Source organism: Devriesea agamarum, from assembly GCF_900070355.1.
GTDB lineage: Bacteria > Actinomycetota > Actinomycetes > Actinomycetales > Dermabacteraceae > Devriesea > Devriesea agamarum.
The window spans coordinates 954812-976974 of record NZ_LN849456.1 but is presented as its reverse complement, the minus strand read 5'-3'; the positions used below and the strand labels follow the sequence as shown (position 1 = coordinate 976974).

General features: G+C 58.8%; 21 protein-coding genes. 14 read left to right on the top strand and 7 right to left on the bottom strand.

The window, feature by feature from the left end; translation table 11 throughout:
• Positions 1-72: 72 nt before the first annotated feature.
• The 8 genes from BN1724_RS04360 (at position 73) to BN1724_RS04325 (ending at position 9078) form a co-directional block, all read left to right on the top strand.
• Positions 73-1431: an alpha-L-fucosidase gene (locus BN1724_RS04360; RefSeq protein WP_058234383.1), complete on the top strand. Its 1359-nt coding sequence runs from the start codon at positions 73-75 to the stop codon at positions 1429-1431.
• Between the two features lie 123 nt (positions 1432-1554).
• Positions 1555-2139 carry a hypothetical protein gene (locus tag BN1724_RS04355; RefSeq protein ID WP_157085758.1) on the top strand — a complete coding sequence of 195 codons (585 nt, stop codon included), beginning with the start codon at positions 1555-1557 and terminating at the stop codon, positions 2137-2139.
• A gap of 110 nt (positions 2140-2249) precedes the next feature.
• On the top strand, positions 2250-4721 hold the full coding sequence (locus BN1724_RS04350; RefSeq protein WP_231928149.1) for a DMSO/selenate family reductase complex A subunit: 2472 nt from the start codon (positions 2250-2252) through the stop codon (positions 4719-4721).
• Positions 4722-4745: 24 nt separating this feature from the next.
• Positions 4746-5369, top strand: a complete 624-nt coding sequence (locus tag BN1724_RS04345) for a DMSO/selenate family reductase complex B subunit (RefSeq protein WP_058234381.1) — start codon at positions 4746-4748, stop codon at positions 5367-5369.
• A gap of 7 nt (positions 5370-5376) precedes the next feature.
• Positions 5377-6315: a dimethyl sulfoxide reductase anchor subunit family protein gene (locus BN1724_RS04340; protein ID WP_058234380.1), complete on the top strand. Its 939-nt coding sequence runs from the start codon at positions 5377-5379 to the stop codon at positions 6313-6315.
• Between the two features lie 22 nt (positions 6316-6337).
• Complete coding sequence (locus BN1724_RS04335) at positions 6338-7000, top strand: TorD/DmsD family molecular chaperone (RefSeq protein WP_172797073.1); 663 nt, start codon at positions 6338-6340, stop codon at positions 6998-7000.
• Between the two features lie 175 nt (positions 7001-7175).
• Positions 7176-8108, top strand: a complete 933-nt coding sequence (locus BN1724_RS04330) for a TSUP family transporter (protein WP_157085756.1) — start codon at positions 7176-7178, stop codon at positions 8106-8108.
• On the top strand, positions 8095-9078 hold the full coding sequence (locus BN1724_RS04325; RefSeq protein WP_058234378.1) for a hypothetical protein: 984 nt from the start codon (positions 8095-8097) through the stop codon (positions 9076-9078). The genes BN1724_RS04330 and BN1724_RS04325 overlap by 14 nt, the downstream gene beginning before the upstream one ends.
• 80 nt (positions 9079-9158) lie before the next feature.
• Here BN1724_RS04325 and BN1724_RS04320 read toward each other — a convergent pair whose 3' ends face one another.
• On the bottom strand, positions 9159-9503 hold the full coding sequence (locus BN1724_RS04320) for a winged helix-turn-helix transcriptional regulator (protein WP_058235750.1): 345 nt from the start codon (positions 9501-9503) through the stop codon (positions 9159-9161).
• Positions 9504-9785: 282 nt separating this feature from the next.
• On the opposite strand from BN1724_RS04320, the gene BN1724_RS04315 reads away from it, so the two are divergent.
• Positions 9786-10844 (top strand): NAD(P)-dependent alcohol dehydrogenase, encoded by a 1059-nt coding sequence (locus BN1724_RS04315; RefSeq protein ID WP_058234377.1) that lies wholly within the window; start codon positions 9786-9788, stop codon positions 10842-10844.
• A 111-nt stretch (positions 10845-10955) separates the two neighbouring features.
• On the opposite strand, the gene BN1724_RS04310 is transcribed toward BN1724_RS04315, so the two are convergent.
• Positions 10956-11642 (bottom strand): FadR/GntR family transcriptional regulator, encoded by a 687-nt coding sequence (locus tag BN1724_RS04310; protein WP_058234376.1) that lies wholly within the window; start codon positions 11640-11642, stop codon positions 10956-10958.
• Between the two features lie 311 nt (positions 11643-11953).
• Here BN1724_RS04310 and BN1724_RS04305 point away from each other — a divergent pair, with 311 nt between their 5' ends.
• From BN1724_RS04305 to BN1724_RS04295, 3 genes are read left to right on the top strand one after another with little or no spacing between them, the layout of a single operon-like run.
• Positions 11954-14551, top strand: a complete 2598-nt coding sequence (locus tag BN1724_RS04305; RefSeq protein ID WP_058234375.1) for an ATP-dependent Clp protease ATP-binding subunit — start codon at positions 11954-11956, stop codon at positions 14549-14551.
• A gap of 24 nt (positions 14552-14575) precedes the next feature.
• Positions 14576-15502: a DedA family protein gene (locus tag BN1724_RS12525; RefSeq protein ID WP_084252749.1), complete on the top strand. Its 927-nt coding sequence runs from the start codon at positions 14576-14578 to the stop codon at positions 15500-15502.
• Between the two features lie 5 nt (positions 15503-15507).
• A complete protein-coding gene (locus BN1724_RS04295) occupies positions 15508-16071 on the top strand; it encodes an amino-acid N-acetyltransferase (protein WP_084252748.1) in 564 nt (187 codons plus the stop codon).
• Positions 16072-16251: 180 nt separating this feature from the next.
• Here the strand turns inward: BN1724_RS04295 and BN1724_RS04290 are convergent, their stop codons facing one another.
• The 4 genes from BN1724_RS04290 to BN1724_RS04275 form a co-directional block, all read right to left on the bottom strand.
• Positions 16252-17157 carry an HhH-GPD family protein gene (locus BN1724_RS04290; RefSeq protein WP_058234374.1) on the bottom strand — a complete coding sequence of 302 codons (906 nt, stop codon included), beginning with the start codon at positions 17155-17157 and terminating at the stop codon, positions 16252-16254.
• A gap of 162 nt (positions 17158-17319) precedes the next feature.
• Entirely contained in the window at positions 17320-17796 is a 477-nt protein-coding gene (gene mscL, locus BN1724_RS04285; protein WP_084252747.1) for a large conductance mechanosensitive channel protein MscL, read from the bottom strand.
• A 61-nt stretch (positions 17797-17857) separates the two neighbouring features.
• A complete protein-coding gene (locus BN1724_RS12860) occupies positions 17858-18589 on the bottom strand; it encodes an SAF domain-containing protein (RefSeq protein WP_157085755.1) in 732 nt (243 codons plus the stop codon).
• Positions 18590-18876: 287 nt separating this feature from the next.
• Positions 18877-19302, bottom strand: a complete 426-nt coding sequence (locus tag BN1724_RS04275) for an FmdB family zinc ribbon protein (protein WP_331709446.1) — start codon at positions 19300-19302, stop codon at positions 18877-18879.
• A 97-nt stretch (positions 19303-19399) separates the two neighbouring features.
• On the opposite strand from BN1724_RS04275, the gene BN1724_RS04270 reads away from it, so the two are divergent.
• Positions 19400-20773, top strand: coding sequence for a YibE/F family protein (locus tag BN1724_RS04270; protein ID WP_058234372.1), 1374 nt, complete (start codon positions 19400-19402; stop codon positions 20771-20773).
• Here BN1724_RS04270 and BN1724_RS04265 read toward each other — a convergent pair.
• Complete coding sequence (locus tag BN1724_RS04265) at positions 20724-21533, bottom strand: 5-formyltetrahydrofolate cyclo-ligase (protein ID WP_157085754.1); 810 nt, start codon at positions 21531-21533, stop codon at positions 20724-20726. The genes BN1724_RS04270 and BN1724_RS04265 overlap by 50 nt on opposite strands.
• On the opposite strand from BN1724_RS04265, the gene BN1724_RS04260 reads away from it, so the two are divergent.
• Positions 21532-22158 (top strand): GNAT family N-acetyltransferase, encoded by a 627-nt coding sequence (locus tag BN1724_RS04260; protein ID WP_058234370.1) that lies wholly within the window; start codon positions 21532-21534, stop codon positions 22156-22158. The two genes, BN1724_RS04265 and BN1724_RS04260, sit on opposite strands and share 2 nt — an antisense overlap.
• Positions 22159-22163: the final 5 nt, after the last annotated feature.

The following is a 22163-nucleotide window of genomic DNA, read 5'->3' as shown; positions in this document are numbered from 1 at the left end:
AGCGGACACGGTGCCTCGGCGAGTCCCGATGATCCGGTGCACAACTCATCCGATGTCTGACACGATGGAGTCATGAGTACTGGCCCATCGGATGTGCGACCCCGCCCAACCCCTTCACAGCTCGCCTGGCAGCAGACCGGATACGGAGTGTTTTTCCACTTCGGAATCAATACTTTTCACGGTCAGGAATGGAGTGACGGCACCCTACCAGCAGACACCTTCAACCCGACCGACTTAGACGCTGACGAGTGGGCTCGGGTTGCAGCAGAGCTAGGCGCCGGCTACGTCGTCCTAACGGCTAAACACCATGACGGGTTTTGCCTATGGCCTACGGAGACCACTAACTACTCGGTCGCGTCCTCACCCTGGCGCGGCGGGCGGGGAGATCTGGTCGGTGAGCTCGAACGCGCATGCCGCCGCTACGGCCTGGGTTTTGGCATCTACCTTTCTCCCTGGGACCGCAACGCCCCCTGCTATGAGAACCCGACGGAGTACGACGAGTTCTACCTGCGTCAGCTGCGCGAGCTGTGCACCAACTACGGCGAGCTGACCGAGATCTGGTTCGACGGGGCGGGATCTGCGGGACGCTCCTATGACTGGAATCGAATCGGCGAGTTGATCGAGCAGACCCAGCCGCAGGCGATGATCTTCAACATGGGGCCCGCGACAATCCGCTGGGTCGGTAACGAGGACGGCCTGGCCTCTGACCCCTGCACCTACGTCACCGATCGCACCGATCTCAATAACTATGACGACGATGTGGTGATGCTCGGCGAACAGGCATATATACCGCCGGAATGCGATGTGTCGGTACGTCGCGGATGGTTCTGGCATCCCGATGATGAGCCGAAGAGCCTCCAGCACCTGCTCGCGATTCACGACCGTTCGCTAGGGCTGGGAGCAAATCTGCTTCTCAACATTCCTCCGGACCGTCGCGGCCGGATAGATTCCGCGGACCTCACTCGCCTGAGGGAATGGCGCGCGGCACTGGACGCCCGGTTCGGCAGCCCGGTGCAGGCGAGTATCGCCCCCAAGCACAGCGACCAAATCCAAGCTGAGCCGCAGCGAGCCCTTCACGATGATGGCAACGCCCATCCCTACAGGTGGCGCGCGCATCTTCCCCAGGGCACGGTGTGTGACCATGTCGAACTGCGGGAGGATCTTCGCCGCGGGCAGGCGGTGCTTGAACACCGCGTGATCACCTCGGACGGACGCGAAATTGCTAGCGGTCACACGATCGGGGTGCGGCGCATCCACCGTCTCGCCGAACCCGTTGCCGTCGATGAATTACTGATCGAGATAATCGGGGACGCGTATGCGGACCAGGAACCGCCGACGCTGTCCAGTGTTCTCGTCCACGATGCCCGGTGTGCTCCAACTCCGGATTTGCCCGACGACTATCGGGCGCCAACCGAGACCCCGGAGGATTAAACCGGTCGGCTACGGCTGTAGAAGCAGACAGATTGTTGCTGGCGTGCCTCGTCTTGCGCGTCGGGCTGTGGGCTATGCGGGTGGCATATAGGGCTGGGATCACGCGGTGACAAAATGGAACCCATGGATCAGGCATCGCGTCCCAGCGTGCATCCCGCCGGCCGCCGTGACGATTGGGAAGCCGGCCTCCTGCGACTGGCAGATATCGCTCAGCGGCGCGCTCGCGGCTGGCGAGCGGTAGCGAAAATTATCGGTGAATGTGATGAGGATTTTCGCGCGTGGATTCTGAGTGACGCTGGAGATGAGCTTCGTGATGCCCTGGAATGGCGCTGGGGCGAAGAAGCCGGATATTCAGTGGACCTGTACGTTCTCGGACGGTGGATGCTGACGGCAGGACGCACGCACAATCCGGGGTGGGAGCGCATTGCGGCAGCAGCAAGGCCCGATCAGGCGTTGGCAAGAGATATCCAGGCACTGGCCGAATCAATCGATGCGGAAGCGGATGCCTGGCGCGAATACAATGCCGATGCAGCCCGAGAAGCTCGAGCGGATTCGGTGTCCCAGATCGGCGAACTGGCGCATCGCATTCAAAATCGAGGAACCTGCGGAGGGGCCCCTCAGCCGTATCGAGCATTGGACCGTTTGGCGTTGATTTTTGTTGCCGCGGAAACAGGTCAGCCGCAGCTGAACTATGCCAAACTCAAATGAGGGACGAGTCATACTGAAAATACGTTAGTTGACGGACGAAAGTCCTTAATGCGGTTCCCAAGCTCATGACACTGTTGAGGCGTTATCCCTTTGCCCAATAGGAGAGTGCCGTGCCTGAGCGTTCACCATTGCCCGACCTCCGGACTAATGCGCCGGATGAGGTTGCCCATACCGCAACAAAGGCCTCTCGAAGGTCCTTTCTTTTCTGGTCGGGGATTGCCGGAGGAAGCGCTGCCGGGGCGCTAGGTCTTAGCTCATGCGGCCTGTTGCCGCGGCACGGTCAGGACCAGCCCGTAGCTAAGGCCGACTTCGGGAAACTGATCTGGTCCAGCTGCAACGTGAACTGCGGATCTCGATGCCCGCTGCTCATGCGGGTGGACAACGGCCAGATCGTGAGGATCGAACCCGATCCGACTGGCAATAACGAACTCGGCACTCAGCAGGTGCGTGCCTGCGTGCGAGGCCGCTCTATTCGGCAACGCATTTATAACCCTGACCGTCTTAAGTACCCGATGAAACGGGTGGGTAAACGCGGTGAAGGAAAGTTCCGTCGGATTACGTGGGATGAAGCATACGACCACATCGCGCGAGAACTTCGGCGCATCATTAAGCAATATGGCAACGAATCTGTTTTCATAAACTACGGTACCGGTGTTCTTGGCGGTACCGTCACCGCATCGTGGCCTCCCGGCAAGAGCATCATCGCGCGGTTCATGAATCTCATCGGCGGAAGCCTTGACCAGTATGGGGACTACTCGACTGGCTGCATTACCGAGGGTATGAACTACCAGTACGGCCAGTGGATGGATTCCAACTCCAATGACGACACCGCGAACGCGAAGCTCGTGGTGATGTTCGGTAACAATCCGCACGAAACGCGGATGAGCGGCGGCGGCGAGGTGTTTGTGACCCAAGAGGTCAAACGCCGCAGCGGGCACCGAGTGATCGTGATCGATCCTCGGTACTCCGAAACCGCGATGAACCTCGCCGATGAGTGGATTCCGATTCGCCCCGGAACTGACGCTGCTCTAGTCGCCGCACTAGCCCACGTGCTGATTTCAGAGAACCTCATCGACCAAAAATTCCTCGACACCTACACCGTCGGATTTGATGAGCAGCATCTCCCAGCCGGGGCGCCCGCCGGAAGTTCGTACCGCAGCTACGTTATGGGACAGGGCCGAGACAAGATCGCCAAGACTCCACAATGGGCGGCTCCGATCACCGGCATTTCCGCTCAGCGAATTGAACAGTTGGCGCGTGAGATCGCGCAGGCGAAGCCGTGTTCCATCAACCAAGGGTGGGGGCCGCAGCGTCAGGCCGCGGGGGAGAACACCTCGCGCGCCATTATGACGCTCGCCGCAATGATCGGACAGATCGGCATCAGCGGTGGCGGCACCGGATGTCGTGAGGGCTCGGCGAACCTCGGGATGGTTCCCATGCCCGTGGGAGAGAACCCGGTGAAAGCGACACTGCCGTTCTTCATGTGGACCGAAGCTATTCGGCGTGGACACGAGATGACGGCGCTGACCGACGGCATTAAAGGCGCGGACAAGATCTCCTCCGATCTGAAGTTCATCTGGAACTACGGATCAAATGCCCTGATCAACCAGCATGCCGACGTGAATCGAACGCACAAGCTGCTGCAAGATGAGAGCAAAGCGGAAATGATCGTCGTCATTGATAACCAGATGACGGCCTCTGCGCGCTACGCGGATATCCTTCTCCCGGATGTGTCCAACGCTGAACAGTCTGACCTCGTGAAACAGGGGTCGGCTGGCAACATGGGGTACACGATCCTGGCCTCCCAAGCAATTACTCCTCTGTTCGATTGCCGCACCATCTACGAGATGATGACCAGTCTCGCTGAACGGTTCGGCGTAAAAGACAATTTCACTGAGGGCCGCACCCAAGAGGAATGGCTGCAACACCTGGTGGAACTATCCCGGGAGACCATTCCTGATCTGCCTGACTACGACACCTTGAAAAAGCAGGGGATCTTCCGAAAGAAACTGGATTCGGTGATTCCCCTCAAGAATTTCCGAGAGGACCCGGTAGCGAACCCGCTGCCCACTCCGAGCGGGAAGATCGAAATCTACTCCTCCGTGGTGCAGGAGATGGCGCAGACCTGGATCCTCCCGCCGGGGGATGAGCTCACTCCCATCCCCGAGTTCATTCGCACCTGGGAGATGCCGGGTGATCCTTTGCAGGAAAAATACCCCCTGCAGATGATTGGCCACCATTTCAAAGGCCGCACCCACTCCAGCTACGGAAACGTGGCCTGGCTCAAGGAAATGCATCCGCAGTCCATGTGGATCAATCCTCTGGACGCTAAGGAACGCGAGATAAAGCCGGGGGACACGGTGGAGGTCTTCAATGATCGTGGCCGCATTCGCATCGAGGCATTCGTGACCCCGCGAATCGCACCCGGTGTGGTGTCCGTTCCGCAAGGCGCGTGGTTCACCCCGGATAAGGACGGCGTGGATATCGGAGGTTGCACTAACACGCTGACATCCCAGCGTCCGACTGCAGCCTCAAAATCTAATGCTCAGCACACCAATCTTGTTCAGGTCGACAAAGCCTAAAGCAGGCGGGGTGAAAGGAAACATATGGGATACCGACAGCTCGCCTTTTTCGTCAATCAGGCTGCCTGCACGGGGTGCAGTGCGTGCCAGATGGCGTGCAAGGATAAACATGATCTACCTGAAGGGGTGAATTGGCGCCGGGTACGCGAATACACCGCCGGAAGCACCACCCAGAGAGCCGACGCCACCTTCAACCAGGACGTCACCACCGTGTACACGTCGATCTCGTGCAACCATTGCGATGATCCGATCTGTGTGAAAGTGTGCCCAACTACCGCCATGCATAAAGGGGAAGACGGCATCGTGTCGGTTGACCCCAATGTGTGCATTGGATGCCGCTACTGCGAGATGGCGTGCCCGTACTCGGCTCCGCAGTTCAACCCCGAAGCCGGGGTCATGAGCAAATGCAACTTCTGCGCGGACTATATCGCCGCGGGCAAAACCCCTGCCTGTGTGGCCGCGTGCCCGAGCCGCGCGCTCGACTATGGAGAAGCTGAGGATTTGCGCCGTAAATATGGGCGTGAAGCGGGGGTTGAACCGTTGCCGTCGCCATCGATTACCCATCCGAATCTCGTGGTTCATCCCCACCCGGACGCACAGCCGTCCGGTCGGGGCACGGGCCACATCGCGAACGAACATCGAGGGTGAGGCTGCTATGCATCTGACGGAAATTCCCCTTCTGATCTTCACAATATTGGGGCAAATGAGTGTCGGTGCCTTCTTGGCGCTGGGCGTGGTCAATGTGGTTGGACGTACCCGCTGGCCCGTGGCCGCCATCGAACGCATCAGCGATATTGCGGTGTACGCGGTGGGCGTCACGCTGATCCTCGGGTTTGCCGGATCCTTCTTGCACCTGGGTAACCCCATGAATGCAATGAACGCCATGAATCACTTGACGTCTTCAGGGATGTCCAGAGAGATATTGGCCGGGGTTTTGTTCGCCGTCGTCGGTGGTGTCTATGCCCTGTGCCAGTACTTTAGGTGGCTCACCCCATTTGTTCGTCAGGTCCTTGCGGCGATTACGGCGATTCTTGGAATTGTGCTGGTCGCCGCTATGGCTTCGCTCTATCTGCTGCCTACCGTTCCCGCGTGGAACACTTGGGAAACTCCGGCATCGTTCTTTGCCACCACCGGTTTGCTCGGCTGCATGGCTGTGGCGACAGCGCTTATAGTCCGCCTTCGGGTTCGCCGCTCCAAAGACGATGAGATGGGCGATGAACTGACCGGAATGGTGATTTCAACCCTCACCTGGTTGTTAATCGCCGCCATGGTGATGCTCGCGTTTATCGTGCTGATTACGGTGGCTCAGTTGGCCTCGCTGAACGCTGAGTCCTCACGGGCGGCACAAACCTCACTGGCGGTGATGACGGAATACGCCGGACTGTGGGTACTTTTGCGGATCGGGCTATCTCTGATCGGAATTGCTCTGCTCGGATATGCGCTTTATCGCCTGCGCTCTACCCGAGGCCAAGCGAAGGGAACCGCATGGGGATGGATGCTGCAGTTTGTTATTGTCGCATTCATCTGTGTTTTTGCCGGTGAAGTCATCGGGCGAGAACTGTTCTACTCCGCATATGCGAGATTGGGGATGTGAATCGGTGCTAACGCCTTGGCAGGTGTCACCAAATTCCGGCCCAGATATCACCCCGTCCGCATGTGATGCCCTTGGGGGCGGCTGCCTTCTGCTGGCACGGTTACTGCTAGCCCCGCTGGATAGCCAGTTAGTTACGGAGCTCCGTCAGCATCTCCTGGCTGAGTGGCCACTTGCGTCGCAAAAGGGTGCCGAGCAGCTTCTTGCTAAACTCCCCGATGCCGGGGACGAACACGCATTGGACACCTTGGCCGCCACCTACGACCTATTATTTACCGGTCCAGGGCATGTTTTGGTGACCCCATATGAGTCGGTGTACACCAGCCGGGAGCACCTACTCTTCGAGCCATCAACGGCTGAGGTGCGTGCCTTTTATGACCGGTGGGGTGTGCAGGCTCCGCGCCTGCTCACCGAGCCGGACGACCATATCGGGCTCGAACTACATTTCATGGGTTTGTTGTGGGATCGTGCGGCGCAAACTAGTGCGGCAGGCGATAATGCTCAACTGGATCTTGTGATGGGTGACCTCAGGGCGTTTTACCGAGATCACGTATCGGCCTTCCTTCCGGAGATCATCCGAGGCCTTGGCGAGCATGATCCAGACGGCCTGTACGGTGCACTCGGGATAATGCTGAGGGAGTTAGAAAGCAGCCTTCAGGAATTCCTGGTTCAATCTGACGGGCAATAAATCAATACCAGTTTTTGCTTTGCCGGCGCTGGGCCTGCCGGGACTACTAGTCCGGGTGTGCCCAGTGCCATATGTCAAGGTGAGGCTATGGGGCGAAAAGAGGACATAGGTCCTAGTTTTATGTCTCTGTGTTGGATGGAATGGGTGTGTCCCCAACTAGAGATGAAGACCCCTCATGAAGATCCTGCTCATCCTCCTTATTGTTGCCGCTAACGCCTTCTTTGCTGCGATGTTTATTCGCAACCTCTGGGTTCACCGCCGCGACCTGAAAACCGAGCCCGGGAACACGGTAGCGCAATGCTTGTCGTCTACGATCATCTACTTTCTCTCCACCTTTGGAATTTCTGACTTTGCGATTTCCACTGTTCTTTATCGAAAACTCAAATGGGTTGACGATCGCCGACTCCCCGGCACCCTGAACGCCCAGTGTGTCATCCCGGTTTTCGCCATGGCGATCGCCTATATCACGACGGTCGACGTGGGCATGGCGACGCTTTTGACCCTCATCGTGGCCCAGACTGTCGGCGCCTACATCGGCCCTCGTTTTGTTGTGAAACTACCGATCAATACCATTCGTATGCTGATAGCAACTGGTCTTGTGATCGCGTCGCTTCTGATTGTGGCTAGCCTGCTCAACATTATTCCGTCACAGGGTGTTATCACCGAGCTTCCAGCTGGGAAACTCGTAATTGCCGCCATTTTGATGTTTGTCTACGGTGCGCTCAATAATGTGGGGATTGGTTCCTATGCCCTGACCATGGCCACCATATATGCCTTGGGTATGAACCCAGTGGCGGCATTCCCCATCATGATGGGAGCCTGCGCCGTCTCGGTTCCAATCGGGTCATCCGAGTTTATCCGCCTGAATTCATACGCCCGAAAAATTACGTTGATCTCCGCTATCTTCGGGGTCATCGGCGTTCTGGTCGCCGTCTTCCTGGTGACGAGCCTTCCAACCGTTGGAATCAAATGGGTGGTGGTCGCCGTGCTGCTGTACTCTGCAATCACGATGTTCATGGCGTGGCGTGCAGCACGCAACCCCTCCGAAGGTTTCGTGAACGAAGACGACTCGACACTCGAAAAGGTGGCCCCTCATGCTGCTCATTGATTCTCAATCAGTTGAAACTCTTTTACCGATGCGGTCAGCGATCGACTGCTGCCTGCACGCGCTGAAGCTTCATTCCGAAGGTAAAGCCCGGGTCCCGCTGCGCACCAATATCGACATCCCCGAGGTCCCAGGTCAGGCCCTATTCATGCCCGCGAGCGTTCCAGATATCGAGGGACTGGGGATCAAGATCGTGGGAGTTTTCCCTGATAATTCTCAGCGAGATCTTCCCGTCGTACCTGCCCAAGTCATCATGATGAACGGTCGCACCGGTCTCATGGAGGCGTTGATCGACGGCACCGCGCTGACCAAAGTAAGAACCGGCGCGGTGCAAGGCGCGGCTACCGAACTGCTCGCCCGCAAGGATGCCCGCATCGGTGCGCTTATCGGAACCGGTGGACAGGCGGCCTCCCAGCTTGAAGCGATGTTGACAGTGCGGGAGCTGACCGAAGTTCGTGTCTGCGACCTCAATGTGGAACGCGCCCGGGCTTTTGCTGACGCTCAGCAGAAGCGTTTTAAGGATTCGGGTTGTTGTATCAAAGCTGCCCGGACTGCGGATGAAGCGATTGATGGTGCCGACGTGATTACCGCGGTCACGATTTCGCGCGACGCAGTGTTCGACGGCGACCGGGTCGCTCCGGGATGCCACGTCAATGGCATTGGTTCCTACACTCCGGAGATGGCTGAACTCCCCGAACGCCTCATGGCACGAGCCGAACGCATCGCCGTGGATACCCAGGACGCGCTGGCGGAAGCGGGCGATCTAATCGGCCCGATTGAGCGCGGTACGATTCGCGCCGAAGATTGCATCGATCTTGGGCTCATCGCGCGGGGTGTGCAGCCCGGGCGCTCACACTCTGAACACATCACCGTTTTCGACAGTGTGGGTTCTGCCGTACTGGATATTGTCTGTGCCTCCCAGGTGGTCAAAGCTGCGCGCGAGCAGGGCCTCGGCGTCTCCGTAGACTTCTGAGAGCGGTAGCAGATGGTTATTGGTCGTTTTTAGTCGGCTGGCGAGAAATGGCCGGGGACTACGCAGATGAGGTTGGTGCGTCAGCTACGGTCTGCCGATCGGTCGTAGCTGATACGCGCCGTCGGAATATCGCTGATGTGTTGGTAAGCCCAGGTGTGCAGCTCAGTGATTGGAGTTGCCAGGCGATGCCCCAAAGGGACGAGTTCGTACTCCACTGACACTGGCACGGTGGGGGTCACCGTGCGGGTAACGAAACCATCGCGTTCCATCGACCGCAGTGTTTGCGTGAGCATCTTCTGGGTCACCCCATCCACAGCTTGACGCAAGGCATTGAAGCGAAGCGGTCCGTCCGTAAGAGCCAGGATGACCAGGGCGGTCCACCGTTCACCCACCCGCGTGAATACTTCCCGGGTGGGGCAGGACATCGTCGGAATCGTTGAGGCGTCTGCCTCGCACCGGGGTCCATCACGTTCGCCGGATCGATAAAACAAATTGAGCTGCTGTCCTGATTATGTGGCGGCGATTGGACGGTCGCCGGCCTAGGTAGAGATGTCCTCGATGCAGGTGTGCATGCAGACCGTCATAACCAAAGCGTCAGGGCAGTGTGGCTGTGGCGGACGATTCAGCCCAGAGGGAAAACATGCGGCGATACGCATGAGAGCGTGGGTAGTGTAGAAGAACCCCATCAAGTCAACCCGGGAGATGTCATGCCCTTCACTGTTAAGGCACTGCAAAAAACCGGACCGGACCAGCCGTTCCGCGTTGTCGAAATCGAGCGGCGAGACCCTCGCCCCGACGACGTGGTGATCGCGATCAAAGCGGCAGGAATCTGTCATAGCGATATCCACACCATCCGCAACGAGTGGGGGCAGGCTCACTTCCCGCTCACTGTCGGACATGAAATTGCAGGCGTGGTCGAGGCCGTCGGGGAAAGTGTCACCGCATATAAGGTCGGTGATCGGGTCGGCGTGGGCTGCATGGTGAATTCCTGCGGAGAGTGCGAACAATGCCAAAATGGCCAGGAGCAGGATTGTCTGCGCGGAAACGTGGGAACCTACAACTCGCCTGATGTCGACGGAAGCATCACTCAGGGTGGTTACTCGGAAAAGGTCGTGGTCAACGAGCGCTTCGTGTGCAGCATCCCCGATGCTCTGGATTTTGATGTCGCTGCCCCACTGCTCTGTGCGGGAATTACCACCTATGCGCCTTTAGCTCGCTGGAACGTGCGCGAGGGGCAGAAGGTGGCGGTGCTGGGCCTGGGCGGTCTGGGGCATATGGGTGTCCAGATCGCTAACGCTAAAGGCGCCGACGTCACGGTGCTCTCCCGCACCCTGCGCAAAGAAAAAGAAGCTAAGGAACTGGGAGCGAGCCGTATGCTCGCGACCACCGAAGAAGGCTTCTTTGATAAGCATCGCGGCGAATTCGATCTGATCCTCAACACAATTAGTGCGGACATCCCGCTCGATGCCTACCTCGGGCTGTTGAAGCCGCATGGCGTCATGACTGTCGTCGGATTGCCGCCGGATGCCCAGCCACTCCACTTCGGAGCGTTAATTGGCGGTGGCAAAGTCCTGTCGGGCTCCAACATCGGTGGTATCGCTGAAACCCAGGAAATGCTGGACTTCTGTGCTGAGCACGGTTTGGGAGCACGCATCGAAAAGATCGGTGTTGATGACGTCGACGCGGCCTATGACCGAGTGGTTGAGGGCGATGTTCGCTTCCGGTTCGTCATCGACACCTCGACGTTTGCTGGTGCAGGTCAGTGATGCCTCGGCATAAACCCGGTGACCATGAACACGGCGGCTAGGTATTGAGCTGAACCTAGGTACTGTACGCTCACGAGAATTTATATAAAGCGGTGGGGCCGTCGCATCCGACTACAGATGTGGCGGCCTCGCTGCTTGCGTCAGCCACAGTTCAATACCTGAGATGTGCAGGCATGCCCAGGTGCGCGCAAGGTCAGCGCGTCGGGCGTGCAAAGCATCTAAAATTGCGCGGTGTTCGTCCAGCGCTTTTTCCACGGCATTACTTTGTTTGAGCCTGTTCCACAGCCGCGCTCTCACTGTTGAATTCGCGAGGCCGTCAAGCAGTGATGACAGATACGGGTTCCCGCAGGCTTCATTGATGATCCGATGGAATGAGAGGTCTGTGTCAACAAGTAGTTCAATATCTGATTCTGGTACCAGAGAATCCACCAGGTGTTCCAGCCGCGTTAGGTCTGCACGCGAAATCCGGGCTGCCGCCAACGCCACTGCCTCGGGTTCTAAGATGCGGCGCACGGCCAGAAGCTCCATTGCCGAAGTTTCGCTATGCAAATCCAAAACGAACGACATTGCCTCGAGCAAAAGGCTCAGCGATAGCGACGTGACGTAGGTTCCGTCGCCTTGACGCACATCCAGCACGTTAATCAGCTCGAGCGCCTTCACAGCTTCCCGCAGAGAATTCCGCGACAGCCCGAGAGTTTCAGAGAGTTCTTTTTCTGGCGGGAGTCGATCGCCGGCTTTGAGTGTTCCGTCGACGATCATTTGCTTAATCGCCGCGATGGCCTGATCGGTGACAGCCATGAATCCTCCTGAGAGTAGCCGCGGGCGGGACGGAAGGGGTCACGAGGCGCCGGCCAGGTGAGAGGCATTTTTCTCGCCGCAGATGGGGTGCCGTAGCGATGGACGTTGTGGGCACCGCATGATCAGACGAAAGGTTCGATGATCAAAATGGGCGCCATATGTATACATAAGCATCCTACGGCTCATGGTGAGGAGACGCTGGGTACTTGAGGATTACGCGACGAATGGTCACGCCCACCGCGAACACATAGGGGGATTTGAGCGGCGAGGACGTAGGCTCGTCGAAAAGCTTCACCGACACGGGGAGAGAAATGTTTGAACGCTTCACCGATCGCGCCCGTCGCGTGGTAGTGCTCGCGCAAGACGAGGCGCGCCAGCTCAACCACAACTACATCGGCACTGAGCATATTCTGCTCGGCCTCATCCACGAAGCTGAGGGCGTAGGAGCTAAAGCGCTCGAAGCGCTGGGTGTCACCCTTGAAGGTGTCCGCGAGCAAGTGCGCGACATTATCGGGGAAGGCAATCAGGCACCCAGCGGCCAGCACATTCCGTTCACCCCGCGTGCAAAGAAGGTGCTTGAACTTTCCCTGCGTGAGGCGCTGCAGCTGGGCCACAACTACATCGGCACCGAGCACATTCTGTTGGGCCTGCTGCGGGAAGGCGAAGGCGTTGCGGTCAAGGTGTTGGTCCGTTTGAAGGCTGACCCGCAAGCTGTCCGCCAGGAGGTTATCGAGCGGCTGTCCGGATATCAGGGCAAGGAACCGGTGACGGCGGGGGGCCCTGCCGAAGGTCAGCCGTCGGGATCACTTGTGCTCGATCAATTCGGGCGCAATCTGACCCAGGCGGCCCGTGACGGCAAACTCGATCCGGTGATCGGGCGAGAAAAAGAGGCTGAGCGAGTGATGCAGGTTCTCAGCCGCCGCACCAAGAACAACCCCGTGCTGATCGGGGAACCCGGTGTCGGTAAATCCGCAGTGGTTGAAGGGCTCGCGCAATCGATTGTGCGCGGCGATGTTCCGGAAACTCTTAAAGACAAACAGCTGTATACCCTCGATCTCGGTTCGCTGGTGGCCGGTTCGCGCTACCGCGGTGACTTCGAGGAACGCCTGAAGAAGGTACTGAAGGAAATTCGCACGCGCGGCGACATTATCCTGTTTATCGACGAAATCCATACGCTGGTCGGTGCAGGGGCAGCTGAGGGTGCGATTGATGCGGCCTCCATTTTGAAGCCCATGCTCGCCCGTGGTGAATTGCAAACCATCGGTGCCACCACGCTCGAGGAATACCGCAAGCACATTGAAAAAGACGCGGCCCTGGAGCGTCGCTTCCAGCCGATTCAGGTGGATGAACCGAGCATTGCTCACACCATTGAGATTCTCAAAGGTCTGCGCGACCGCTACGAGGCCCACCATAAGGTCACCATTACTGACGACGCGCTGGTCGCTGCCGCTAATCTGGCCGACCGCTATGTCAATGACCGGTTCCTTCCGGACAAGGCTATTGACTTAATTGACGAGGCTGGAGCACGTCTACGCATTCGCCGCCTCACTGCGCCGCCAGAGCTCAAAGAGTTTGACCAGAAGATCGCTCAGGTTCGCAAGGAAAAAGAATCTGCGATTGACGGCCAGGACTTTGAAAAGGCAGCCGCTTTACGTGATACCGAGCAAAAGCTCGTGGTCGAACGCGATCAGAAGGAAAAGGCCTGGCGCGAAGGTGACTCGGATGTTGTCACCACCGTCTCGGAAGAAGTCATTGCTGAGGTGCTAGCTGCGGCCACTGGTATTCCGATTGTAAAGCTCACAGAGGAAGAATCCTCACGTCTGCTGCACATGGAAGACGAACTGCACAAGCGGGTTGTTGGGCAAAACGAAGCGATTAAAGCGCTGTCGCAGGCGATTCGCCGCACCCGAGCTGGGCTGAAGGATCCCAAACGTCCGGGCGGATCCTTTATCTTCGCTGGTCCCACCGGTGTTGGTAAGACTGAGCTGGCCAAGGCTCTGGCGGAATTCCTGTTCGGAGATGAGGACGCGCTCATTCAGCTCGACATGTCCGAGTTTGGTGAGAAGCACACCGCGTCGCGTCTGTTCGGATCGCCTCCCGGATACGTGGGATACGACGAGGGCGGACAGCTCACGGAGAAAGTCCGCCGTAAGCCGTTCTCGGTGGTCCTTTTCGACGAGGTTGAAAAGGCACACGTGGATATCTTCAATTCACTCCTGCAAATTCTGGAAGACGGCCGTTTGACCGACTCCCAAGGGCGCAACGTTGACTTCAAGAACACCGTCATCATCATGACCACTAACCTCGGCACCCGCGATATCGCCAAGGGTGTGCAGGTGGGCTTCCAGGCTGGCGGCGACCTATCCACGAACTACGAGCGGATGAAGGCCAAAGTTAACGAAGAGCTCAAGCAGCACTTCCGGCCCGAATTCCTCAACCGCGTCGACGACATCGTGGTGTTCCCGCAGCTCAGCGAGAAGGAAATTGTCGAAATCGTGGATCTCATGATCGCGAAGCTCGACACTCGTCTCGCCGAGAAGGGAATGCACATTGAGCTGACCGAGTCGGCTAAACATCTGCTCGCTGAAAAGGGTTATGACCCGGTTCTAGGCGCGCGTCCGCTACGCCGCACGATTCAGCGCGACATTGAGGATGTCCTCAGCGAGAAAATTCTGTTCGGTCAGGTGCGTGCAGGCGATGTGATCGTGGTTGATGCCGAAGGCGAAGGTCTGCTGGGTGAGTTCTTCTTCCGCCGGCGTGGAGACGACGGTGCGTTGGAAACCGTTGATGGACCCGTCAATGTTCAGACCATGACTGAAGCCCGCGCAGAAGAAGTTCGACACCCCGACGTCGATCGGCCTGAAACGGCCTCAGCCGCCAATCCCGAAACGACGCCTCTGGGCGAATAACCGAGCGCTGGGAACGATCTAACCGTGGGCATTGCCGCATGGTTACAGGACCTCATCCTGCATTTATCGGGATCGCCCTGGACGTATCCGGTGGTTCTGATCTTCTCGCTGGTGGACGGTTTTTTCCCAACCGTCCCCAGCGAGTCGGTTCTGGTCGGCCTGGGCTCGCTTTGGGCATCCCAGGGTGCACCCATGATCTGGCTGGTCATAATCTGTGGGTGGATCGGTGCCGTCGCAGGCGACAATATCGCCTATATGATTGGGCGGCGCGTAGGCTGGCAGCGCTTTAGGTTTTTGCGTTCTGGTCGCGGTTTGCGGGCCGTTGAAGCTGCGGAACGCGGTTTGGAACGGCGAGCCCTGCTTTTCCTCATGACCGCGCGCTACATTCCGATGGGGCGTACCGCCGTTAATTTTGTCGCCGGGGCCCTGCGCTACCCGCACCGCAAGTTTTTTCACCGCACCCTATTGTCCTGCGCCGTGTGGGCTCTGTATTCCTGTGGCATCGGTGCATTAGCGGGGCAGTGGTTCGCAAACCATCATCTGCTGGGGATCGCGGTTGCGTTGGTGCTGGCGGTGGTGGTCTCAGTTATTCTCGAACGGGTGGTGCACCTAGTGCATCGGATTCTCGACGCCCGCGCAGACCAGCTGATAGAGCCAGGGGCATCCCCGCACCGCGAAGATCGGCCCGGACGTGACGCCGGCGCGAACCAGGAACGCGGGCCCGGGCATGGCACCAATCTCGGTCATAGCCGTGAACGTGGCACGGCGGGACCTGGGCGCAGTGACAAGCGGCCTATACGCCGTGGGACTGGTACATCCCACGATGGCAGGGATGAACCCGAAGAAGCCTCAGACGGTCATGTGTCGGGTAGTCAACGTGCTTCAAAACTCGTGCCAGAACGCGGACTATCTGACTCTCGCGGCTGTGAAGACTCCACAATGGGCACGTGAGCGGCATGACTACGTCCCCCGATAATTCCACCTCAGCACGATCCCAACTCGCCGGGGGCGCTGCCGACGGTGACCTAGCCATTCGCCCGGCCAAGCCCCGCGATGTCGCAGCGATTAACCGCCTAGTTCAGCCCTTGGTTGAGCAGAGGATTCTGCTCGCTAAGGACCTCGTCACTTATTACGAAGACATTCAAGAGTTTTTCGTCGCGGAAAATACATCCGGTGACATTATCGGGTGCGGCGCCCTGCACGTCATGTGGGAAGATCTCGCCGAAGTACGCACGTTGGCAACCGATGCAGACTGCCGTTCCCGCGGAGTGGGGCATGCGCTGCTAACCAGACTCATAGATAGGGCCCGTGAGCTGGAGCTGCGCCGCGTTTTCTGTCTTACCTTTGAGGTGGACTTCTTTATTCGGCACGGTTTCGAGCCCATGGGAGAGGACACCGTCGACCCCCAGGTTTTCCTGGAATTGGTTCGGTCCCTGGACACCGGCGTTGCCCAATTCCTAGATCTCGCGCGGGTAAAGCCGAATACGCTGGGCAACACCAGAATGATCTTGCATCTGTAGCCGTTACTCCGGCACGGACCTCGCCTCTGTGGCCGATGCTCGGACGCCGTGGGCTGTGACTACCTCACAGTGGGCTAAGTGCCTGGTGCCGTTTTCTGCTGCTGACGCTGCTGCTGTTCTGGTCTAGATGTTGTCGGCTTAGCTATGTCTGTCCTCGGCGGTACCGCGGCCCTGATGCGGCTAGGGCAGGGAGAACCTATCGTCGTCGTGACGTTGCGCTAGACCATCCTCGATTAGCGAGCCCAGGCATCGTTGAACCCGCGTCGGATCTGTGGGGTCGAGTCTGTCGATCAGCTGGCGCTCTACCGCCTGCGAGGTTCTCAGCAAAGCCATGATTTTGCCGCGCATTTGTCGATCGGTTCCCTCGAAAGGCTGACGGCGTCCACGCTGATCGGGTGCAGGATCGGGTCGGCCCGCAGCGACGTAGGAACAGTAGCTTGAGATTGGGCATAGCTCGCAGCGGGCTGATCGGGCCGTGCACACTAGGGCACCGAGCTCCATCACCGCGGCATTCCACGATGCCGCCGTTTCGGCATCGTCGGGGACGTTTACGGCGGCTATGCGACGTTCCTTGGCCGTGAGTGATGGCGCTGGTAAGGGCGTGCCGAGGATGGAGCGGACCAGTACTCTGCGGACATTGGTATCGATCACGACGCTGCGTTGCCGAAATGCAAAAGCTGCTACGGCTGCTGCGGTGTAGTCGCCGATGCCCGGAAGGGAACGCAGGTCATCCTCGGATGATGGCACGATGCCGGCGTAGTCGTTGCATATCCGCTGTGCGCATTCATGAAGACGTAGGGCTCTGCGCGGGTAGCCTAGGCGATCCCAGGCGGTGAGAACGTCGGCAAGTGGTGCCGACGCGAGGGAGCACGGGCAAGGCCAGCGTCGTATCCATTCCAGCCATCGGGGAAGTACCCGCACGACTGGGGTCTGCTGGAGCATGATCTCCGAAACCAGAATGGACCATGGAGTTGCCGATGGTTCACGCCATGGCAGATCGCGCGCATGGTCTCGGTACCACGCCAGGACAGCGGCTATCGCCTCGCCCGGTAGTTTCGACTCCTCAGAAAGGACGGTAGATCGCACCTGTGCACTGTACCGTCCCCGCGGATTCCGTCGTTCTTACGGGGATCCTGCTTTGTTTCCACCTAGCCGGGATGCCGTCGTCTAATCTGTGACCACCGGCGTGGTGTCACGGAGGTCTGTCAAGCAGGTCTCTCGCGATTAGGCGCGGGAGACCTGCATATTTTAGGACTGAGAAGTTTTATCCGCCGGGTTGACAGACCCCGGTACATCGGCACGGTGAGTGCCTGACGGAGCCGGACGCACAGTCTGCTGAGCCTGAAGCAGGTCGCGAATTTCAGTCAGCAGGGCGATATCGTCCGCAACGGGATCTTCTTCCTCGGCAATACCCAGTCGCTTGTTCGCGAGTTCGCGGGCTTTTTGCATGGGAAGTACGAATACGAAATAGACGACCGCCGCAGTAATGAGGAAGGTCAGCACTGCGCCGATGATGGCGCCTAGTTTCACGGTAGTTCCAGCGTTACCGGAGATGATCTGGAACTCTAGGCCCTGCGGATTGGTGCCGCCGAAAATATTCACCACGGGTTCGATCAGATTCTTTACAAAGGCTGTAACGAGCGCAGTGAAGGCACCGCCAATGACAACGGCAACAGCGAGGTCGATGACGTTGCCACGCATAATGAAGTTCTTAAAGCCTTTCACGGCAGATCTCCTTGGTGCTAGGGGAAAGGGAAGTGGACCCGAAGGTCGTGGAAACAGCAATCTAGCCGATAAGTGTGACTGTAATCCAACCTTCGCGAATAGCGCGCGCAATAAGTTGCGAATCTTGTGAGCGTACCGAGACTAAAACTCCGGAAGTTCGGGTGGTCTCAGGTAAGGTACCCATCATATTGGAGGTCTTTTCGTCCGGAAGTGCGAGGACCGTGGCGGGGATTTCCGACGGGGTACTGCCGGGTGATGCGGATGCAATCAAAATGATGCGGTGTCCTACGCTGAGTGCCCGGAGCGCAATTCGATCTCCCACGGGTATGGATAGCGCCCGTTTCCCGTCTGCTAGGTGGGTGGCGATCCCGTCTGCAGTACTCAAATGGCCTTTGGTGATGTCGCCACCGGCGGGAATCGGTGCGCTGATGATGTGGCCCTCAGCCTGACTAGAAGAGCGAAGTGCGGTGCGGGGAACCATGGAGGCCGGAACTGTGCTGGTCTCGAAATCGTTGGCGGTGAGCCGATGGCCGGGGGAGAGGTCGCGTTGGGCACGTAGAACAGTGGCGGTGGCTACTGGTGGCGGCGCGAGGACATGTATTGAAGCGGTGAGGGCAATAGCGCAGAGTAGTGCGGCAATGAGACGGCGTCGGCGTCTAAGTCCACGGCGCCATGAGAGGAGGATTCGCTGGCGGTCGTTCCCGGATGCTCGCGGACGCAATGTGTGTGAGGCTGGTGCCCTCAGCTGGGACGAATTTGGGTGGGATAGCGGTGGATGTCGTACCTGGTCCATCCGGACACGCTATGTGAGAAATGATGCCGCTTTAGGATCGTGTGGGGGCAGTGGATAAGTATGCCTGGCCCGCACTGTGGTGCCCACGGTCAAGACGACAGTGGGCACCTCTGACATCAACGAAATATTCAAGCGCCCTGCCGTAAGGCAGCTGCTGACCGGGGTTGACGCTGGAGGCTTTGCCGGATGCTTATGTGCGATGTGAGCGGCTCGTTTATTACGACACTCATCCCACATTTCGGAACGTGACGGTGCTGCGAGGGAAACGCCCGCGTATCGCCCGAAAGCTAGGCGGCGTTACTGGCCGCCGCTTTCGAGGTGCCGGAGGATGACGCTGGCGCAGAAGAACCGTGTGAATCTGCGCCAGAAGAGCTCGATGTTGAGGAGTCCCCACTCTTCCGGTCAGACGACGAGGCTGAGCTCCCGGCGGCCTTGTCCTTATCGCCGGAAGTCGCGGTGGTCTTGCTACGAGCTCCGGAATCGGTGGAATAAAAACCAGATCCTTTGAACACAATCCCGACGCTGTTAAAGACCTTGCGCAATTGCCCCTCACAGGTTGGGCACTCTGAGAGTGCCTCGTCCTGAAAGCTCTGGTACTTCTCGAACTGGTGGCCGCAATCCTTGCAGGCGTACACGTACGTGGGCACGGAGTCTCCAATCAGATGAGGGGGCTGATCCCAGGCCAGTGCGATCATGAGCTGACCGCTGCGCATTGAGACTGGCACTCTGGGACACAGAGTGCCAGTCTATCGGAGGGGCTGCCGTTTGCGTATTGAGGGCTGCCTCACGCTCACCCAGAAAGGAGATCCTGTGTCGCATTCCCACGCGCACGGACCCATCGAGCTACCGCGCACCCAAGTGCGACGCGTACGGATAGTGCTCGCGCTGATTACGGTTCCTATCCTGATCGCCACCGTGGTGGGCATGGTATTCCTGTGGCCGACGGCGGCACGCCACGAACTGCGCACGCCGCTCCTGACGCCCGGGGCCCATTTCGTCAGTGTTCAAGTGACCGAGGTTCCCGGACCGGCGCATCCGCGTCAACCGGTCAACGTTAAAGCGGTGGCCGTTGCCGGTGTTGAACAGGGCCAAACAGTGACGGTGCAGGTGCCACCGGAAGTAGCCGGAAGCGGTTTGGCGCCCGGCGATCGCTTACGCGCCATTGCGCTACCGGACCGCATCGATCCGGAGACCGGTAAAAGCGCCACCCATGAACAGTCCGTGTTGTTTTATTACGACCACGATCGGTCCATTCCACTGATCGTGCTTGCAGCCCTATATCTGCTGGCGGTGGGACTAGTTGCAAGGCGCCGGGGGCTGTTCGCAATCGTGGGACTCGCCGCCGGGGTAGCAATCGTGATCTGGTTCGTGTTGCCCGCGATTCTCTCCGGAAGGCCGCCCTTAGCCGTCGGTCTGGTCGGCAGCGTGGCCATGATGTTCCCCGCGGTATATATGGCCCACGGAATCTCGATCAGAACCACAACGGCTCTGCTTGGCACATTCGGAGGTCTGGGTGCGACAGTTCTTCTCGCGGCACTGACGGCCGGGCCGGCGGGTATGACCGGCGCGCAGGGCGAGGCTCCGCCGCTTCTTTACGGCATGGACCCAACCTTGGGCTTGCAGGGGATTTTGGTGACCGGTGTGGTCCTCTCAGGGCTTGGCGCTCTCAACGATGTCACGATTACACAGGCCTCAGCGGTATGGGAACTGCGGGCGGCGATGCCCTCAGCGCCGCGTCGAAAGGTGTTCGCTGCCGCGATGAGGATTGGCCGGGACCACATCGCCTCCACGGTCTACACACTGGCCTTTGCCTATATCGGTACGGCGATGCCGATTTTGCTGATCGCATCCACCATCGACAGGAGTCTCTTCGAGACCCTCGGAGCCGGTGAAATCGCAGAGGAAATATTCCGAACTTTGGTCGCGTCCATCGGTTTGATTTTGGCAATCCCGTTGACTACTGGCATTGGCGCGCTGCTGGCATCAATATCGCCAGTTGACCACTCATTGCCGGACACAAAAGCAAAGACGTTGGCCTCCGCCGATCCCTCAGGCCCTGATCACCCGGATCCTAACCATTCGGACCATGACCATGCTGCGACGCCTATGCCAGACTCTCGGACGGCTCCTGCGCCTACCGTGCGCCGCACTGGGGTTCGAGGTCGTAGACGCCGTCAGAAGTAACGGCAAAATCAACTGAAATATCGTGTGGCTGCCGGGGCAAGGTTCCAGCGGGTAACACCTCGTCTGGGTGGACGACAACCAGGATCGGGATCTGGTGCCGACGATGGCGCAATGCGCGGTCGTAATACCCCTTCCCGTGTCCAAGCCGGGTACCGGATCGATCGACCGCAACGGCGGGAGCGATGACCGCATCAACTCGGACCAGTGCATCCACACCCAGACGGGGGCCATCAGGTTCGCGTCCAAAGGCAGCGGCAGGGCTATCGTGCAGCGGGCGATGCCCATCCCAGAGAACCCAGTCCAGATCCTTTCCCGCGAACACCGGCATAATCAGCGTGCACCCCCGATTCGACAGCTCGCGTAACGCCGGCAGAAGATCCGGTTCTGTGGGGGTGGGGCTAAATGCGGCCAGAGTGAGTGATTCAGGTGCATCCATGCGCCCCGGCAGCGCTTTTGCTAAGCCCTCTTCTAAATGTCTCGCCAGGCATGCTGCTGAGGATGATTCAGATGGCGACGACAGGTTACGGGATGAGTGGGTTGTCAGCATCGTGACTGACTCAGGGTGATCCTCGGATTGTGTAGCGGCTGCGATCTGCTGAGCGAGAGCGGCGCGACGGCGCGCACGAATCAATCGCCTCCACGCAGCTTTATCCATAGGGTTATTGGTGGCGCTCAGCATTTTCCCATCGTGCCACGGCCAGCCTCGCCGACGTCTCGAATTCCCGTGCTCTGTTTCCCGCAGCGTTAGGATTCCCGACATGGTCTCCCACCATTGGCCGGTTGAATTGCGTGAGGAACAGATCCTGCTGCGTCCTTTGCGGCGACGCGACGAAAATGCCTGGCGCGAGGTCAGGACAAGGAATGCGCAATGGCTACAGCCGTGGGAGCCGACTGGCCCGCTCGGAAGTTTCGCCCCGCCAAATTTCACCGAATACCGCAAATCTCTGGCACATCAAGCTAAGCACGGTCTGCTGTTTCCGTTCGCGATTGAATACGCGGGGCACTTCGTTGGTCAGGTCACCGGGGGGCATATCGTGCGCGGAGCACTCTCCTCGATGCCAATCGGCTACTGGATCGACCGTGCTGTCGCTGGCCGCGGCATTACACCAGTCGCGGTAGCACTGCTCACCGATTATTGTTTCCGCGAACAGGGGCTGCACCGAATCGAGATCAATGTCCGACCGGAAAATGCGCCGAGTTTGCGCGTGGTTGAGAAGCTTGGTCTGCGAGACGAAGGCCTACGAAAAGCCTATTTACATATCGACGGTGCATGGCGGGATCATCGGAGTTTCGCGCTGTGTGCGGAAGAGGTTCCGCACGGTCTACGTGCGCGATTAGCAGAGCGAGAACGGCGTCCAGGGCAGGGTCGGCAGGGCCGTCGATGAGGCAG

Bases quoted from the DNA above. Each gene is read 5' to 3' on its own strand.
- BN1724_RS04265 (WP_157085754.1), bottom strand. From the start codon at position 21,533: ATGTCGGGAATCCTAACGCTGCGGGAAACAGAGCACGGGAATTCGAGA.
- BN1724_RS12860 (WP_157085755.1), bottom strand. From the start codon at position 18,589: ATGGACCAGGTACGACATCCACCGCTATCCCACCCAAATTCGTCCCAG.
- BN1724_RS04360 (WP_058234383.1), top strand. From the start codon at position 73: ATGAGTACTGGCCCATCGGATGTGCGACCCCGCCCAACCCCTTCACAG.
- BN1724_RS04330 (WP_157085756.1), top strand. From the start codon at position 7,176: ATGAAGATCCTGCTCATCCTCCTTATTGTTGCCGCTAACGCCTTCTTT.
- BN1724_RS04340 (WP_058234380.1), top strand. From the start codon at position 5,377: ATGCATCTGACGGAAATTCCCCTTCTGATCTTCACAATATTGGGGCAA.
- BN1724_RS04325 (WP_058234378.1), top strand. From the start codon at position 8,095: ATGCTGCTCATTGATTCTCAATCAGTTGAAACTCTTTTACCGATGCGG.
- BN1724_RS04310 (WP_058234376.1), bottom strand. From the start codon at position 11,642: ATGGCTGTCACCGATCAGGCCATCGCGGCGATTAAGCAAATGATCGTC.
- BN1724_RS04295 (WP_084252748.1), top strand. From the start codon at position 15,508: ATGACTACGTCCCCCGATAATTCCACCTCAGCACGATCCCAACTCGCC.
- BN1724_RS04315 (WP_058234377.1), top strand. From the start codon at position 9,786: ATGCCCTTCACTGTTAAGGCACTGCAAAAAACCGGACCGGACCAGCCG.
- BN1724_RS04275 (WP_331709446.1), bottom strand. From the start codon at position 19,302: ATGCGCAGCGGTCAGCTCATGATCGCACTGGCCTGGGATCAGCCCCCT.
- BN1724_RS04320 (WP_058235750.1), bottom strand. From the start codon at position 9,503: ATGTCCTGCCCCACCCGGGAAGTATTCACGCGGGTGGGTGAACGGTGG.
- BN1724_RS04355 (WP_157085758.1), top strand. From the start codon at position 1,555: ATGGATCAGGCATCGCGTCCCAGCGTGCATCCCGCCGGCCGCCGTGAC.
- BN1724_RS04345 (WP_058234381.1), top strand. From the start codon at position 4,746: ATGGGATACCGACAGCTCGCCTTTTTCGTCAATCAGGCTGCCTGCACG.
- BN1724_RS04305 (WP_058234375.1), top strand. From the start codon at position 11,954: ATGTTTGAACGCTTCACCGATCGCGCCCGTCGCGTGGTAGTGCTCGCG.
- BN1724_RS04260 (WP_058234370.1), top strand. From the start codon at position 21,532: ATGGTCTCCCACCATTGGCCGGTTGAATTGCGTGAGGAACAGATCCTG.